16 protein-coding genes are annotated in these 17557 nt (G+C 35.8%); 12 read left to right on the forward strand and 4 right to left on the reverse strand.

All coding sequences use genetic code 11. The features are described 5' to 3' along the window. Window positions 1–505 precede the first annotated feature (505 nt). The 4 genes from ubiU (at window position 506) to csdE (ending at window position 4161) form a co-directional block, all read left to right on the forward strand. Window positions 506–1501, forward strand: a complete 996-nt coding sequence (gene ubiU, locus RAM17_RS00695; protein WP_065651370.1) for a ubiquinone anaerobic biosynthesis protein UbiU — start codon at window positions 506–508, stop codon at window positions 1499–1501. Between the two features lie 139 nt (window positions 1502–1640). Beyond that, window positions 1641–2519 carry a U32 family peptidase gene (locus RAM17_RS00700; protein ID WP_086362690.1) on the forward strand — a complete coding sequence of 293 codons (879 nt, stop codon included), beginning with the start codon at window positions 1641–1643 and terminating at the stop codon, window positions 2517–2519. Continuing rightward, on the forward strand, window positions 2488–3699 hold the full coding sequence (gene csdA / locus RAM17_RS00705; RefSeq protein WP_198222455.1) for a cysteine desulfurase CsdA: 1212 nt from the start codon (window positions 2488–2490) through the stop codon (window positions 3697–3699). The genes RAM17_RS00700 and csdA overlap by 32 nt, the downstream gene beginning before the upstream one ends. Before the next feature lie 63 nt (window positions 3700–3762). Next, window positions 3763–4161 (forward strand): cysteine desulfurase sulfur acceptor subunit CsdE, encoded by a 399-nt coding sequence (gene csdE / locus RAM17_RS00710; RefSeq protein WP_110446939.1) that lies wholly within the window; start codon window positions 3763–3765, stop codon window positions 4159–4161. A 58-nt stretch (window positions 4162–4219) separates the two neighbouring features. Here the strand turns inward: csdE and dolP are convergent, their stop codons facing one another. After that, a complete protein-coding gene (gene dolP, locus RAM17_RS00715; protein ID WP_110446938.1) occupies window positions 4220–4792 on the reverse strand; it encodes a division/outer membrane stress-associated lipid-binding lipoprotein in 573 nt (190 codons plus the stop codon). Window positions 4793–5033: 241 nt separating this feature from the next. On the opposite strand from dolP, the gene RAM17_RS00720 reads away from it, so the two are divergent. Together RAM17_RS00720 and RAM17_RS00725 are read left to right on the forward strand one after the other, a co-directional pair. Further along, window positions 5034–5732, forward strand: coding sequence for a DUF1266 domain-containing protein (locus tag RAM17_RS00720; protein WP_110446937.1), 699 nt, complete (start codon window positions 5034–5036; stop codon window positions 5730–5732). Next, a complete protein-coding gene (locus tag RAM17_RS00725) occupies window positions 5729–8410 on the forward strand; it encodes a J domain-containing protein (RefSeq protein WP_110446936.1) in 2682 nt (893 codons plus the stop codon). The genes RAM17_RS00720 and RAM17_RS00725 overlap by 4 nt, the downstream gene beginning before the upstream one ends. An 86-nt stretch (window positions 8411–8496) precedes the next feature. Here the strand turns inward: RAM17_RS00725 and RAM17_RS00730 are convergent, their stop codons facing one another. The 3 genes from RAM17_RS00730 to xthA form a co-directional block, all read right to left on the reverse strand. Further along, window positions 8497–10167, reverse strand: coding sequence for a molecular chaperone HscC (locus RAM17_RS00730; protein WP_110446947.1), 1671 nt, complete (start codon window positions 10165–10167; stop codon window positions 8497–8499). Window positions 10168–10367: 200 nt separating this feature from the next. Continuing rightward, complete coding sequence (xseA, locus tag RAM17_RS00735) at window positions 10368–11714, reverse strand: exodeoxyribonuclease VII large subunit (RefSeq protein WP_110446935.1); 1347 nt, start codon at window positions 11712–11714, stop codon at window positions 10368–10370. A gap of 23 nt (window positions 11715–11737) precedes the next feature. Continuing rightward, window positions 11738–12544 (reverse strand): exodeoxyribonuclease III, encoded by an 807-nt coding sequence (xthA, locus tag RAM17_RS00740; protein ID WP_110446946.1) that lies wholly within the window; start codon window positions 12542–12544, stop codon window positions 11738–11740. A gap of 115 nt (window positions 12545–12659) precedes the next feature. Here xthA and tyrA point away from each other — a divergent pair, with 115 nt between their 5' ends. From tyrA to atpH, 6 genes are all read left to right on the forward strand, one after another. Further along, the gene (gene tyrA, locus RAM17_RS00745) at window positions 12660–13781 is read left to right on the forward strand and encodes a bifunctional chorismate mutase/prephenate dehydrogenase (RefSeq protein ID WP_110446934.1); all 1122 of its coding nucleotides are present in this window, start codon (window positions 12660–12662) and stop codon (window positions 13779–13781) included. Window positions 13782–13870: 89 nt separating this feature from the next. Continuing rightward, window positions 13871–15208 (forward strand): phosphoglucosamine mutase, encoded by a 1338-nt coding sequence (glmM, locus tag RAM17_RS00750; protein ID WP_110446933.1) that lies wholly within the window; start codon window positions 13871–13873, stop codon window positions 15206–15208. Between the two features lie 254 nt (window positions 15209–15462). Beyond that, window positions 15463–16245, forward strand: a complete 783-nt coding sequence (gene atpB / locus RAM17_RS00755; protein ID WP_306240424.1) for a F0F1 ATP synthase subunit A — start codon at window positions 15463–15465, stop codon at window positions 16243–16245. A 36-nt stretch (window positions 16246–16281) separates the two neighbouring features. Then, window positions 16282–16509, forward strand: a complete 228-nt coding sequence (gene atpE, locus RAM17_RS00760; RefSeq protein ID WP_370527378.1) for a F0F1 ATP synthase subunit C — start codon at window positions 16282–16284, stop codon at window positions 16507–16509. Window positions 16510–16533: 24 nt separating this feature from the next. Further along, a complete protein-coding gene (gene atpF / locus RAM17_RS00765; RefSeq protein WP_034901512.1) occupies window positions 16534–17004 on the forward strand; it encodes a F0F1 ATP synthase subunit B in 471 nt (156 codons plus the stop codon). 13 nt (window positions 17005–17017) lie between these two features. Beyond that, window positions 17018–17551, forward strand: a complete 534-nt coding sequence (gene atpH, locus RAM17_RS00770) for a F0F1 ATP synthase subunit delta (protein ID WP_065614741.1) — start codon at window positions 17018–17020, stop codon at window positions 17549–17551. Window positions 17552–17557 lie beyond the last annotated feature (6 nt).

Genomic DNA, 17557 nt, shown 5'->3' on the forward strand with positions numbered 1-17557 from the left:
CATTCATATCCTAATATCAATAAGACGGTATACACTCCTCAATAATTTTTACAAAATAAACCTAAATAAAGCAAATCAAAATAACCATTATCTAAAAAATATAATCACCAATTAGAACTGTTACTGGTAATGACAGTTTTTCACCGATTGGTGGATAACCTCGTTTATTACCACAACGATGAAGTATTGAATATCATTCATTCAACAATAAGCAATGGTGAATTAATCATGTTGCTATATTTTATTGGGGAATAATATAAAATAAACATTTCTAAGTCGCATGCGCAAGTCACTAACTTTTACCTAGGTATGGCAAAGATTATGCCTAGGTAGTTGATATCAGAAACAATTTCACCATTAATTATCTTTTTTAGTCTTTTTACATGACACTATTGAGCTATCATTTGTTATGATTTTAGTGACTTTGCCTGCTTTCTATTCGCATTACAGCCAGAATTATTGCATAATACACGGCGAATAAAATGCAGAATCTAAAGGTATAAATATGGAACTTCTTTGCCCTGCTGGCTCGTTACCATCATTAAAAATAGCAATCGATAACGGTGCTGATGCCGTTTATATTGGTTTGAAAGATGATACCAATGCTCGCCATTTTGCGGGATTAAATTTTAATGAAAAGCGTTTAATTGAAGCATCTGAATATGTACATAAGCATGGTAAAAAGTTACACATCGCAATTAATACCTTCGCTCATCCGGAAAACTTTGAACGCTGGCAATATGCAGTCGATACAGCGGCGAATATTGGCGCCGATGCCCTAATCATTGCTGATTTAGCCATGCTTGATTATGCAGCTGAAAAACATCCTAATCTTGAGCGCCATGTCTCGGTTCAAGCATCATCAACCAATGAAGAATCAATTAAGTTTTATCATAATAACTTTCAGGTACATCGTATTGTTTTACCGCGAGTGTTATCCATGCATCAAGTAAAACAGTTATCACAAGTCTCTCCAGTACCATTGGAAGTATTTGCATTCGGTAGTTTATGTATTATGGCAGAAGGTCGCTGTTATTTATCTTCATATTTAACCGGCGAATCCCCCAATACAGTAGGAGCTTGTTCACCAGCAAAATTTGTCCGTTGGGAAGAGACCGATAAAGGGCTTGAATCTAGACTAAATAATGTATTAATCGATTGCCATAAGAAAGGTGAAAATGCGGGTTACCCAACCTTATGTAAAGGACGCTATTTTGTTGGCGATGAACTGTATCACCCGATTGAAGAACCAACAAGTTTAAATACCATTGAACTGTTACCTGAACTATTTGCTGCCAACATTGCCTCAGTAAAAATTGAGGGTCGGCAGCGTAGTCCAGCTTATGTGGAACAAGTAACCAAAGTTTGGCGACAAGCTATTGATCGTTATAAAGCTAATCCTCAAACATTCCAAGCAGAAAAGAACTGGATGGATACATTAGGATCAGTATCAGAAGGCACACAAACAACATTAGGTGCTTACCATCGTAAATGGCAATAAAGCGTAAACATATTTACTCATATTTACCAATAAAATAAATATGATACTAATCTAGATGACTTTTGATATTAGCGCTAGAAAATAGCTATCAAACATTGACTATTTAAAATAATTAAATACAGATATAGTGAGCAAGACTATGAAATATGCGTTAGGCCCTGTGCTTTATTATTGGCCTAAAATTGAAACCGAAGCTTTTTACCAAGCAGCAAAAGATAGTGACGCAGATATTATTTATATGGGCGAAACGGTATGCACCAAGCGTCGGGAAATGAAAGTACCTAATTGGTTAGATTTAGCCAAAGAAATTGCCAAATCTGGTAAACAAGTCGTACTTTCTACCCTAGCACTGCTTGAAGCGCCATCAGAACTAATTGATTTAAAACAACTAGTTAATAATGGTGATTTTTTAATTGAAGCTAATGATTTAGCAGCAATTAATGTCGCTCATGACAATAATTTACCTTTTGTCGCGGGTCCGGCTATTAACTGTTATAACGCATTAACCCTAAAATTATTACAAAAACAAGGTATGGTGCGTTGGTGTATGCCAGTTGAACTTTCTCGCGATTGGTTAAGTAATGTTTTAAAACAATTTGATGCATTGAAAATTGAGCGCAATTTTGAAGTTGAAGTATTTAGTTATGGCTATTTACCATTAGCCTATTCTGCCCGCTGTTTTACTGCTAGATCGGAAGATAAACCAAAAGATAAATGTGAGACTTGCTGTATTAAATATCCCGTTGGTCGAGAAGTATTTTCTCAAGAACAACAAAAAGTATTTGTTCTTAACGGTATTCAAACACAAAGTGGCTACTGTTATAACTTAGGTAATAATCTAAAAGAGATGAAAGGATTAGTTGATATCGTGCGAATTTCTCCGCTTGGAATTGAAACACTCGAGGTAGTTAAGCAATTTAGAGCTAATGAAGAAGGACTAAATCCTTTACACATTGAACATAAACGAGACTGTAACGGTTATTGGAATGGAATTGCAGGACTTGAACTTACACAATAATATGCTGCTACTCGAAAAATTTAGGGCAGATTTCCCTGCCCTAACTAGCCATAATGTGTATCTTGATTCAGCCGCTACCGCGCTGAAACCGCAAGCCATGATCGATGCAACCGTTGAGTATTACGGGCATAACACTGCAACAGCGCAACGTAGTTTGCATCAAGATGCGCTACAAGTCACCGCAACGATTGATCAAACAAGGCAAAATATTGCTGATCTACTTCATGCTAAGTCACATTGTGAAATAATTTGGACTCGTGGCACAACCGAATCAATCAACCTAATTGCTCAAAGTTATGCTAGAGCACAATTACATATAGGTGATGAGATCATTGTTAGTGAGTTAGAACATCACAGCAACTTGTTACCTTGGCTTATTGTAGCGAAACAAACTGGCGCAAAGATCATTAAGTGGTCAGCAGATATTGATGAGCTTTCAAGATTACTCTCAGCGAAAACCAAAATTGTTGCCATAACTCAAATGTCTAACGTTACTGGTTTTTGTCCAGATTTAGCCCAAATTAGTCAACTAGTTCATCAAACCAATGCGGTATTAGTCGTGGATGGCGCTCAAGGCGTTGTACATCATCCGATTGATGTTGAAAAATTAAATATTGATTTTTATGCCTTTTCTGCTCATAAGTTATATGGCCCAACTGGATTGGGGATACTATATGGAAAACAACATTTACTTAATCAAATGGATGTTTGGCATGGCGGCGGTAAAATGTTAAAAGCGGCTTCATTTACCGGATTTACAGTTGAAGATCTTCCCTATAAATTTGAAGCTGGTACACAAAATATAGCGGGCATTATTGGTTTTAAAGCAACCTTAGACTGGTTAACAAAGTGGAATGAAGCACAATTAGAAAATTATATAAAACAATTAGCAAGCTATACTGAATCAAAATTAAGCCAGTTAACTAATATACAATTTTATAGCGTTAGCAATAGCCCTATCATTAGCTTTAATATACAAAACATTCATCATAATGATATCGCTATTTTATTAAGCGAACAAAATATTGCCATACGAACCGGTGAATTGTGTGCTAAACCACTTATGGATAAACTTGGTTGTCATGGTGTTATTCGTATTTCACTTATGCCATATAATAATCAGCACGATATTGATCATTTTATTACAGCATTACAAAATGCCATTGAATTACTCACTTAAGCTATATATGTAGTTAATCAAAGAAACGTTAATGACTTGTTCAATTACTAATCGGTTTTAATTATGCTATCACAACAAACTTTATTTGAATTATTTTCTAAACAACATAACTGGCAAGATCGTTATAGACAATTAATTGCCTTAGCAAAACAATTACCTGATTTTCCGGATTTAAAAAAAATAGAATCCAACCAAATTTATGGTTGTGAAAATCGAGTATGGTTAACTAATGAAAAACAATTAGATAATACTTTTACCTTTCAAGGTGATAGTGAAGGTAGAATCGTAAAAGGCTTGCTAGCTATTTTAATCATTATTGCCAATCATAAAACAGCAGAACAAATCAAAGCCATCGATTTCCTTGCAATATTAAAGCAATTAAAAATTACTGATGAATTAAGCCTGTCTCGGCTACAAGGGATTGAAAAAATAATTGAACGTATTAAATTAGCAGGTTGTTAAGTAAAAAAGGGAGAATTATTTCTCCCTTTTTGAAGCCTTTTAGCTTTTACATTCGTAATTAACGAAGGGTAAATAATGTAACCACCTTTCTCACACCAGCAACTTTACTAGCAATGGTAGCGGCTTGTTTTCCCTCTTCGTTGCTGACAATACCGATTAAAAATACCTCGCCATTTTCAGTAACGACTTTGATATTACGTGCTTTGGTTTTAGAATTCATTACAAGTTGAGATTTAACTTTGGTGGTTATCCACATATCATTGGTAATAGTTCCTGCCCCAACTGGCTCTCCTGCTCGAATTTGGTTATAAACTTTTTTTACACCTTCAACTTGATAAGCTAAACGTTCAGCTTTTTCAATTTGTTCAGCATTGGCTTGGCCTGTCAAAACAATATTGCCATCATAAGTACTTGAAGAGATACGTGAACCAATAAAGAAAGGCCCATTTTCACTTAACTTATTATTCATTCGAGTGTTCAGGGTCGTATCATCAACTTGTGTTCCGGTGGTACGTGGATCAGTAGCCACTTTTGCGGTAGCTCCAGCACCGACGCCAATAACAGCAGCAACACAACCTTGTAGCATTAATGCGCTCGTTACTAATGCTGTTACTAAGAAAAATTTTTTCATTATCACTCCTTTTATTTACTACTCAGTAGAATTCAAATACTGATGAATAGCTTTTATTATGCCTTGTAGATATAGTTTTGCAAAATAATTTTATTGTTCTAAAAAATAAAATCTTTCGATTTTTTTAGCTAATCTATAGCAAAAAAGGAATTAATTTAATTGTTATAACAAACATTTATTTTTTTATAAAATCTGTTATCGTTTATAAAAAGGTTGTATAAAAAATTAATGGAATAAAGCGATGAATCAAGATTATATCGATTGGTTATATGGTCTATCAGCACCAATGGTTGCCTTAAATAAAGAGAGTGGTGCAAGTTATACCTCACCATTTTTTTTCCCAGGTTATGAATATATTGATATGCAAAAAGACTGGGGCATCCACTCTCGAGAAACACTATTAGCAATGGTTTTTAATATGGTCGATGATGGTCATGCAACAGCCTTATCTAAACATTATTTTATGTATCCTCGCCTATCGGCATTAGATTGGTTGAATTACACCGAGAAACAGAGCGATTATGATAAAGTTTTGCTCGAATTTGTTGAACAGACTTATTCTGAATGTGGTGCTGGAGGCATCCGTAGTTGGGATTACGCACGTATGGGATATATATTACGTAATGGCATCACCAATAAATTTATTACTGAAGAAGAAGCCCTTTGGATTTTGTATAGAATAGGACTGCGAACACAATATTATTATTCATCATGGCAAAGTTATTTTTCTGGTTGGTTTGTCGGTTATCAATATTGGGAATCATTGACTAATAAAGAAGATTTAGAAAGATTACGTTGTGACTTATGCCGTTCATCCCAAACATGGACCATGACTAAATTATATACCGACGAAGATTCCCCTTATCATCACCTGCCTTGGCATATTGAGATAGAAGAATTGGAAAAACCTGAATCATTAATGGAGTATGCTTGGTCATGAATAACAATTTTTGGCAATTATTAGCAATTGAGAAAACTACCGATATCACCGTGATTCGACAAGCTTATCGGGCAAAACTACCTGAATATCATCCTGAAACAGATCCTGATGGTTTTAAAGCGCTACGCGAAGCCTATGAATTAGCAATGCAGTATGCAAAATCACCAGAATTAATGACTGAAGAATTAAATCAAGAAAATCTCGCTGAAGAGGTCATTAAACCCCTCACCGAAGAAGAGCGACAAGTCAAAGAAATCAGTGATAACTATCAAGCATTACTCGATGATCCGGCTCGATGCCATGATGTGAATGAGTGGCATAAATTTGTTGCTTCATTTTATGATTACCCAATGTCTATACTGGAAATTGCTAAATGGAAACTGTTAGATATCAGTTATGACACTGTGACGATATCACTATCATGTGTGAAAATATTAGCTGATAATCTACGCTGGCGTCAGCAAATAAAAAGTTATTCGCCCAACGACGCTGATATGTATGAGAACTTTTTTGATCATATTGATCGTGGTGATTTTTTTGATTACGACAGCTTACCAAGAACGAACAAAGCCATACAAAATGTAACCATCGACTATGCTCGTTGTGCTAGATGGCTTTTCTGGGAAAAACCAGCAGTAGAGTTAGCAGAATATTTATCTATTCATACTGTAGTTTACCTACCTGATAATCCAGAGTTCATGCAAGAATTAGCCGATTGGTATTATTTTGCTAAATCGCCAAATAGAGGATTATTAGACTATGCCTTAACTTGTATTGCCGATCCTAATCAAGAACAGCAAATTCAGGAACAATGGAAATCTGTCGCCGCAATGCAGTATTCACTGCTTGAAGACGAACAAAACGCCTTATCACTTTGGTTAGAACTTTATCGTTTACCACAATATCAAGAAAAGGCCACCAGCTGGTTAATGTTATGGTGTTCCAAGAATCGGTTTGATTATCTACCATTATTAATTCTGGCATTAAACAAATCTTATTGTTTAACGGCAGAAGATCAGGAAACTTATATATATAGTATTCCGCAATTTACGCCATCAACAATTTCCCGACTACTGAAATTTAGGAAACAAAACTACAGCAATGAAATTGCGGCTGTTATAACCTGGGCTCTGGATAATCATTGGAATTATCGTCAAGTTCTACACACTTTATTATGCGATGATGGAAACAATCGGTTATATCGTTTATACCGACATGCAATCATGCTACGACACGGTAATAAAACTCTTTTGCAAGAAATCTTAGCTGACTCAAGTGAAGATGAGTTTGAACAATTTATTTTACAAAATTTACAGCGTCAAGCTAGACAACACCTTGAATGGCTCACTAATTTGCCACCTGTTCAGGAGTTTAAACAATGGTTGTACCAAAGTGATGAAAATGCAACTATCCCGACTAAATTTGATCCAGATAACGAAAAAGGCAATCAGTTTTTATATGGTCGATTATGGTTAGATAGATTTGATGATATCCCGTTTGTCGCCAAATTACATTTATACCGCAATGTAACTTATCGAAATATGGAAATGTTTGATTGGCCGATATATTATCAATTTAGGGGGGTTAATAATTTACCTAAATCACCTGAACAATCAATTATTGAGGCTGATAAAAATGCTTATTGGCAATGGTATCGTTACTGTTTATTAGCCATTACTATTGCCAATTCACCAATTAAAGCCGCGGACTTTATTCGTGAAAAAGATAACTTATTTTTACTTCCAGAAAATGATCCGCTAGTGCCGCTGATCAATACCTTTAAGTCTAACGAATGGCAAAATGATACAGAATTATATAATTTAATCGATACTGATAACCAGTTGATTGGCAGTATGTTGGTTAATTATCCCAATTCGATTGAGGCGTTTACCGACTCGCCAGAAGAGGTTAATTGGGATGAAATTGAACAAATAGTTGAACAAAGATGGGCACATAAACTAGCCAACAAATCAGTAAGTTGTTTAATGTTACTGTATATGATTGTTTTTGATAAACCAAATCAAAAAACAAAACTACACCAAATACTACAAAAACTTGCTGGCGATGATCTACAGTTAAAAAAACTTGCTAACGCATTTTGTGACAAATTATCTATTCCATCATCCCTTAAAAAACATAATGATGAATTGCAAAACATAGATAAATTATATGCTATAAATAAAAAGTTAAACAAAGATGATTCGCTATGCGAAGAAGAGGATATCGAAGTACTAGAAGAAATTGGACAAAATAATGATAATAATAGCATAATTAAATTATCCTCAGCATTGCTATTAGCCAAAAATATGGATCACCAGAAAAAGCTTCAATCAAAATCATTTCCACCAAATGAATGGTGGCAAATTTGGCGTTGGAGAGGCCGAACCAATTTAATTGGTTTCTTAAAACAAATAGGCTTTTTTAGTTTACCTTTATTTTTATTAATAATTGAGGCAGCAAAAAAAACTAATTTAGATCATCCTATTATGCTTGTATTATGCGGATTAGCAACAATCAATAGTATTTTGGCAATAAAACGACGCTTAAATGACTGTTATTCTAATGGAGGTATCTATTATTTTGTATCAGCCACAATTTTATTACCATTGCTATTATTGCCGTGTTGGCTTTCAACTGTTAATGAGACCAACCGCTACGGACCACCAATAGAAGAATAACCTCAAAAATAAATCATCTGAATATCCCTCCCTTTGAAAGACTATTTTCTGATTAGCAAAGGGGGGAATTTTATAAAAGGTAATGATTATCGATTAAGCTCGCTAAGATTTACCTCGATCTCACTGCGTACTTGCTCGATTTCTTCAGGATTCTGCTGATCAAGTACTTGCATAAAAGCTTCAATATATGCTCCAATTAATATTCGTTCATCACCCAATGACTGTGCCCATGCTCGTTCTAGTCGCGCTAATAAAGTACGATTTGGCATTTCATCACGCGGATGAATCTTAAGGGCAGCTAGACGTTCATGGCTCTCTTGTTTTTGCTTATCAGTTAACCCTATTGGACTATGATCAATCACTTTGCCATGCAATTCGCCAGTTTCAAGCAATACCACATCAACTTCGAGCAAACCATTTAAATCATAACTAAAACGAACATCAATCCCTTGTATTTTTTCCATTGGCTTTAAAGGAACTTCAAATTCATCAATTAGAACATTATTTTCTACCCGAGGGTTTTCACCTTGATAAACCGAAAGCATAATGCTTTTTTGTTGTGGGTGTGTCGTAGAAAAGGTTTTTACTTTTGACGTTGGAACAATCGTATTACGTTCAATAATCGGCGTAAATAAACCATTTATATTACCAGAGCTACTTTCAATGCCTAGCGTATATGGGCACACATCGGTAAGAATCACTTCTTCAACATCAACATCACGTAAACGACATGCCGCTTGCACTGCTGCCCCTTGTGCAACAATAGTCGTTGGATTAATGTGACGGTAAGGTAATTTGGCAAATAATTTGGTTACTAACTCTCGCACTACACCTAACTGCGATGAACCACCAACTAAGACAATATGCTCAAGTTCATTAGGTTTTAAGCGAGCATCACTTAGAGCCTGTTCAACAGGTGCTCGTAAGCGATTAAGTAAAGGTAACCAAATTGATTTAGCTCTTATTTCATTTAATGAAAATTGCCATAACTTATCTTGCCAAGACCAAGTCAAATTATGTATTTGTTCTCCACTTAGTTTACATTTTAGTTGTTCGGCTAAATCTAGCAAGCGAGCATAGTCATCAATAGGTATATCAGATTGTTTGATTTCCCATTCGCTTAAACAAGCTTTAACAAGTTCATGAGTAAAATCTTCACCACCTAAGTAATTATCACCAGCTGAAGCATGAACCTCAATGATTGGCATACTATATTCCAACACAGTAACATCAAATGTACCACCCCCTAAATCAAAAACTAAGGTATTTCCAGATTGTTCTTCATGTAATCCATATGCCATGGCGGCAGCTGTAGGTTCATTAATTAAACGCACAGCATTTAAGCCGGCTAGCTCAGCAGCAAAGCGAGTCTGTTTACGCTGTTCATCATTAAAATAAGCAGGTACAGATATTACTACATCACGAATCTCTTGTTTTAAAAAAGCTTCAGCATCGGCTTTTAATGATTTTAAAACCAATGCGGAAAGTTCAGTTGGAGTGAATTTTTGCTCACCTAATTCAAAAACTTTACTTGAGCCTAAAAAACGTTTGAATGCCGCAGCACTACGGCTAGGATGAGTGGTTAAACGTGATAAAGCAGCATGACCAACTAAAATAGAGTTATCTTCATCAATGCTGACCACCGATGGCGTAACAACTTCGCCGATAGCGTTGGGAATAAGCGTTGATTGACCATTTTGCCAAACACAAATCAAACTATTGGTAGTACCTAAATCAATACCTATTGGAGGATGCATAACCACTTTATTCTCTTAGTATTTTTTAATAAATTTGCTGAATATTATATCCTTAATACTATTTAAGATACAATTTTATCCAATTTCACGCATTAAATTTATTAAAAAGATAGATTATTAATAAAAACAAAATAGCTAAATAAAATGCTAATTTACAATTAAGCTATAATAAGTTAATTTTTCAAACCTAAACACAACTATTATGAATTAGATTTTTTATTAATCTCAATAATTTGACTAGTTACTTTGCCACTTTTTAACTGTGTTTCAATAATTTCTCCAATAACGACTTGTTCAACTGAGCGTATCACTTTGTGTTGCTGATTAGTTGTTACTGAATAACCTCGTTCTAGGGTTGCTAGTGGACTAACACTATTCAGCTGAGATGTTTGTAATACAAACTGATGCTTAGCATCTGTCAGCTTGTTTTGAATCAAATTAATGATTTGTTGCTGTTTTTGCTCAAGGCTCTGCCCATAATAAAGAATTTTATGTTGTGGTGAAACACGAACTAAACGTTTATCAAGTAGGTTATGGCGATAAGATTGCCTTAATAAATATTGCTGCATATTTTCAAACAAGGCATGACGGCCAGTTAATAAACGATTTAATTGTTTCGATAATTTTGCTTGAGGGTGCTGTGTTTGTAATTGATGGCGCCATTTATTTAAGCGTTCTCGTCGGCGCATTAAATAGTAATCCATTGCCATGCATAAATATTGTTCTTGAACTTGCAAACGCTTAATTTGCTCTAGTTTGTCTCGACTTACCAGCTCGGCTGCTGCGGATGGCGTTGCTGCACGAACATCAGCAACAAAATCAGCAATCGTAAAATCGATTTCATGACCAACAGCACTGACAATCGGTAATCCGCTAGCAAAAATTGCTCTTGCAAGCACTTCTTCATTAAATGCCCAAAGATCCTCAAGTGAGCCACCACCTCGCCCAACTATTAGCACATCACATTCTTGGCGTACATTGGCAATTTCAATCATCCTTGCTATTTGGGCAGCCGCTTCATTACCTTGTACCTGAGTTGGATAGATAATCAAATGCAAACTAGGATCGCGTCGATTTAATATCTGGCAAATATCATGCAACGCAGCTCCAGTTGCGGAAGTAATAATTCCAACCGTACGAATATTATCGGGTAATGTTTGTTTATAAATAGGATCAAACAATCCTTCTTCTGACAGTTTTTGTTTTAACTGCTCAAACTTTTGTTGTAACAATCCGGCACCCGCGGGTTGCATTTTATTAATGACCAATTGATATTCGCCACGTGCTTCATAAAGCGTTACCGAAGCATTTACCAACACTTGTTGACCATTTTGTGGAGTAAATCCGGTGCGAAAATTACTATTACGAAACATAGCACAACGCACTTGAGCAACTTCATCTTTTAGTGTGAAATACCAATGGCCAGAAGAAGGGCGAGAAAAATTAGAAATTTCCCCCACTAACCAAATTTGTCCAATAGCATCAGAAAGCAGATCTTTAACCATTTGGTTAAGATCTTTGACCGATAAAATCGAACTGCTTTGCATACTATTATCCTTATGGTTGAAGTTTAATCTAAATCAAATTGTGCCCAGATCGGTGCATGGTCAGATGGCTTTTCCATGCCGCGAATATCATAATCGATACCGGTTTGCTGACAATATTGCTGTAACTTTTCGCTGGCTAATATTAAATCAATTCTTAATCCTGTTTCACTATCAAACCCTTTAGAGCGATAATCAAACCATGAATATCGTTGCGATTCAGGATTAGCATGACGATAAGTATCAGTATAACCAAGAGACATTAAATTATTTATCCATTCACGCTCTTCAGGCAAAAAAGAACATTTACCAGTACGCAGCCATCGTTTACGACTTTCATCAGAAATACCGATATCTAAATCAGTTGGACAAATATTCATATCCCCCATAATTAAGGATAATTGACTATTAAGTTGCTGGCTTTGTATGTACTGATTTAAATCCTGATAAAATTTACGTTTAGCAGGGTATTTGATTTCATGGTGTAAACTTTCTCCCTGAGGAAAATAGCCATTGATAACGATTAAATTACCTTGGCTAGTCGGTAATTCAGCCATAATTAATCGACATTGAGCACCTTCCTCATCAGTTGGAAAACCACATTGAACTGATAATGGTTTTTGCTTAGTCAATAATGCCACGCCATAATGCCCTTTTTGACCATGAAAATGTAAGTGATAACCGAACTGTGCTAGTTCCTCAATTGGAAATTGATCGTTATGAACTTTGGTCTCTTGCAAGCCAATGATATCAGGCTGATGTTTATCAATAATCGCAGCTAATTGGTGAATTCTTGCCCGAAGGCTATTAATGTTAAATGAGATAACTTTAATCATAAATTTATTGTATTTGATTTAATTTTGCTATTAACCCATGCTACCAAAAATACGTTATACTGTTAAGCAATTACAGTAAAAGCTATAACTTGTGATAAAGGATCCAACAAATATGTCAAAGGAATTACTTGCATTGCGCAATAAAATTGATGAAGTAGATAAATCGATTTTATCTTTAATTAGTCAGCGACTAGCATTAGTTGCCGAAGTTGGTGAGGTGAAAAGCGAGCATGGAATTCCAATTTACGATCCAAAACGTGAAGCGGATATGTTAGCTAAACGGAAACAAGAAGCCGAAGATTTAGGTATATCGCCTGCGCTAATTGAAGATATTTTACGTCGTTTAATGCGTGAGTCTTATATTAGTGAAAATGATAAAGGATTTAAAAAAGTTTACTCCGGTAAAGGATCAATTGTTATTATTGGCGGTAATGGCCAAATGGGCCGACTATTCGCCAGATTATTTACCTTATCTGGTTACCAAGTCAAAACACTAGGCTCAAAAACGATGCATCAAGCTGCAGAAGTAGTCGCTGATGCAGCTGCAGTTATTGTGACAGTGCCTATCAACAAAACTTGTGAAATAATTGAACAATTACCACCACTACCTAAAGATTGCATTTTAACTGATTTTACTTCAATCAAAGTCAAACCATTACAAGCGATGTTAACTAAACATGCTGGCCCTGTAGTTGGCTTACATCCTATGTTCGGCCCTGATGTACCTAATTTAGCTAAACAAGTTATTGTTTACTGTCAAGGACGTTACCCAGAACAATACCAATGGTTAATTGAACAAATGCGGATTTGGGGAGCAAATTTATGTGCAATTGATGCTAAAGAACATGATAAATGCATGTCATTTATTCAAGCATTGCGTCATTTTACTTCATTCTCATATGGTGTAAATTTACAACGAGAACACGCTGATTTAGAGCAATTAGTTACCCTATCATCACCTATTTATCGACTTGAGTTAATGATGGTAGGCCGATTATTTGCTCAAGATCCAGTGCTTTATGCCGATATCATCATGGCGTCAGATGCCAACATTGAATTAATTAAACGCTACTATCAATGTTTTGGGCAAATGGTTGAATTAATCGAACAAAGAGATAAAACAAAATTCATTGAGAATTTTAATGAAGTAACCAAATGGTTTGGTAATTATGCCGAACGTTTTATTAAAGAAAGCCAAGTATTATTGAAGTTTGCTAACGATAATCGAGAATAGTTTAGCTAAGCACTTTTATAAAATAGCAGTAACGTTAACATTATAACGCTGGCAATGAGTTAAATAAAAATTCTGTATGAGGAAATAACATGTCTAATCGGAAATATTTTGGGACAGATGGTATTCGTGGAAAAGTTGGAGAATATCCTATAACGCCTGATTTTGCTCTCAAATTAGGTTGGGCTGCTGGGCGAGTACTGGCTAAAGATGGTGTAAAAAAAGTCATCATCGGTAAAGATACTCGCATTTCAGGCTATATGCTAGAATCAGCATTAGAGGCAGGATTTGCTTCGGCTGGTGTTGCAGCTGCATTTACTGGGCCAATGCCAACACCAGCGATTGCTTATTTAACTCGCACATTTCGTGCTGATGCAGGTGTAGTCATTTCTGCCTCACATAATCCTTTCTATGATAATGGCATTAAATTTTTCTCAAACGAAGGACGCAAACTTGATGATGCAATTGAGTTAGAAATCGAAGCACAACTAGAGAAAGAGATCGATTGCGTCGAATCAAAACAGTTAGGTCGAGCCAGTCGAATAACCGATGCTGCAGGTCGATATATTGAGTTTTGTAAAAGTACTTTTGATCACGATTTAAGTTTATCAGGCCTAAAAATTGTGGTGGATTGTGCAAATGGAGCCACTTACCACATTGCCCCGAAAGTATTGCGTGAGCTTGGCGCCAAAGTGATCAAAATTGGCTGTGATCCTGATGGAGTTAACATCAATGAAAATTGTGGTGCCACTGATGTAAAAGCGTTAACTGAGCAAGTTATCAATGAAAAAGCCGATTTAGGCTTCGCTCTTGATGGTGATGGCGACCGTATTATTATGGTTGACCATAAAGGTAATAAAATTGATGGTGACTTAATTATTTATATCATCGCTCGAGAAGCATTAAGACAGGGTCAGCTTAAAGGTGGTGTGGTCGGTACGCTAATGAGTAATATGGGACTGGAAATCGCCCTTAAAAATCTTGGAATTCCATTTGTAAGAGCAAAAGTCGGCGATAGATATGTTCTTGAAATGCTAGTTGAAAAAAATTGGCGATTAGGCGCTGAAAATTCAGGTCATGTTCTACATCTAGATAAAACGACTACCGGTGATGGTATTGTTGCTGGCTTACAAGTTTTAGCTGCCATGGTACGCAATAATATGTCATTAGCTGATTTATGTAGTGGTATGACAATGCTACCACAAATATTAATTAATGTTCGTTTCTCTGGTAAAGATGATCCATTAATGAATCCTGAGGTCAAATCAGCCATTGCACAGGCAGAACAACAACTCGGTAATAATGGACGAGTGCTCATACGTAAGTCAGGCACAGAGCCTCTTATTAGAGTGATGGTTGAAGGTAGCAATCGATCACAAGTTCAGCAACTTGCTGAAAAAATTGCTGATGCGGTTAAACAATCAAATTAGCCTATTTTTTCTTCATTAATTAGGCTATTGGTGATAATTATTTCTAATAAAGTGACTATTAAAGCTGTTATTCTTTACGCAAAATTAGTAAAAAGTGTCTAAATTCTTTATTTTTTTAATCAGTTGTTGACTTAATATAGGCAATTAGGTTTAAAATAACAGCTTCGGTTATTGCAGTAATTGTTTATACCTTTTAAGGTAAAAAAATATAACAAGCTGTAGTTTTTATTTTTAGAAATAGGTAAGAGGGTTATATGGCAGTTTCCTCTCCAGCTTCACCGCAAGCTTATATAAAACACCATCTAGAGAACTTGCAAGTCGGTTCTGGTTTTTGGACCTTTAATCTTGATTCATTGTTCTTTTCAATTTTACTTGGTGTGCTGTTTTTATGGATTTTCCATCGTGTTGCAAGGAAAGCAACGAGTGGCGTACCAGGTAAACTTCAATGTGCAGTCGAGATGATCTTTGAATTTGTCAATAATACCGTCAAAGACATGTTTACTGGCCAAAATAAACTTATTGCTCCTTTAGCGCTTACTGTGTTTATTTGGGTATTTTTAATGAACTTACTAAATCTGATCCCCGTTGATTTCCTACCTTACGCTGGGCAATATTTAGGTTTATCACATTTAAGAGTCGTACCGACAGCTGACGTTAGTATTACCATGTCAATGTCTTTAGGTGTCTTTGCACTTATCATCTTCTATTCAATCAAATATAAAGGGATTACAGGTTTTATTAAAGAATATACTTTACATCCTTTTAATCATTGGGCATTTGCACCAATTAACTTAGTCCTAGAACTTGTTAGTTTATTAGCTAAACCTGTCTCATTAGGATTACGACTTTTCGGTAACATGTATGCAGGTGAACTTATCTTCATCTTAATTGCAGCACTATTACCTTGGTGGTCACAATGGGTATTATCATTACCATGGGCTATTTTCCATATTCTGATAATTACCTTACAAGCATTTATTTTTATGGTGTTGACGATTGTCTATTTAGCGATGGCTTCGGCAACAGAAGATCATTAATTTTTAAATTTTTTTGATAATAAACTGGAGTATATAATGGAAATTTTATATGTAGCCGCAGGCTTAATGATGGGATTAGCTGCAATCGGTGGTGCAGTTGGTATTGGTTTATTAGGTGGTAAATTCTTAGAAGGTGCTGCTCGCCAACCAGAATTAATGCCTATGTTACGTACCCAATTCTTTATCGTTATGGGCTTAGTTGATGCGATCCCTATGATTTGTGTAGGTATTGCGTTATATGTCATTTTTGCTGTTGCAGGCTAATAATAATTTAAGAGGAATTGTCTCATGAATATGAACGCAACTCTCCTCGGCCAAGCAATTACATTTGTATTGTTTGTTTGGTTCTGTATGAAGTTTGTTTGGCCACCCGTTATCCGAGCGATTGAAAAACGCCAAAAAGAGATAGCAGATGGACTTGCTTCAGCAGAAACAGCAAAAAAAGATTTGGAATTAGCCAAAGCAAATACATCTGACATAATGCAACAGGCTAAGGTTGAGGCTAATGCAATTATTGAGCAAGCGAATAAACGCAAAGCAGCCATTCTTGAAGAAGCACAACAAGAAGCTTCTCGTGAAAAAGAAAGGATTGTTGCTCAAGGACTTGCTGAAGTTGAAGCTGAGCGCAAACGCGCTAGAGAAGAGCTTAAACAACAAGTCGCTACACTCGCTATTGCCGGTGCAGAAAAAATTATTGAACGTTCTGTTAATGAAGCCGCTAACAGCGACATCATTGATAAACTCGTAGCTGAACTATAAGGAGAATAGAGCAATGGCTGACTTAATTACGATTGCTCGCCCTTATGCTAAAGCCGCTTTCGACTTTGCTGTTGAAAAAAATAGCATCGAATCATGGCACAAAATGTTGGTGTTAACATCTGAAGTGAGCAAAGATGCTCAAATAAGAAGTATCTTAACATCTGACATGAAAACTGATTCAGTGGCTAACTTACTCATCAATATCTGTAAAGATGTATTAGATGAGTTTAGCACTAATTTTATTAAAGTTATGGCTGAAAACAAACGTTTATCTCTTCTTCCTGAAGTGTTAAGTTTGTTTGAGCAATACTGTTTAGACAAAGAAGCACAAGCAGATGTTGAGGTTATTTCTGCTAATGAGCTTACCAGTGAACAACTTGATAAAATTTCTGTCGCAGTCGAAAAACGTTTATCACGAAAAGTAAAACTAAAATGTCATATTGATAAATCGCTCATTTCTGGTTTTATTATTCGTACGGGCGATATGGTTATTGATAGTAGTATCAGAGGGCGTCTAAATCGACTAAATGACGCTCTACAGTCTTAAGGGGAC

Source organism: Gilliamella apis (assembly GCF_030758615.1).
Classification (GTDB): Bacteria; Pseudomonadota; Gammaproteobacteria; order Enterobacterales; family Orbaceae; genus Gilliamella; species Gilliamella apis_A.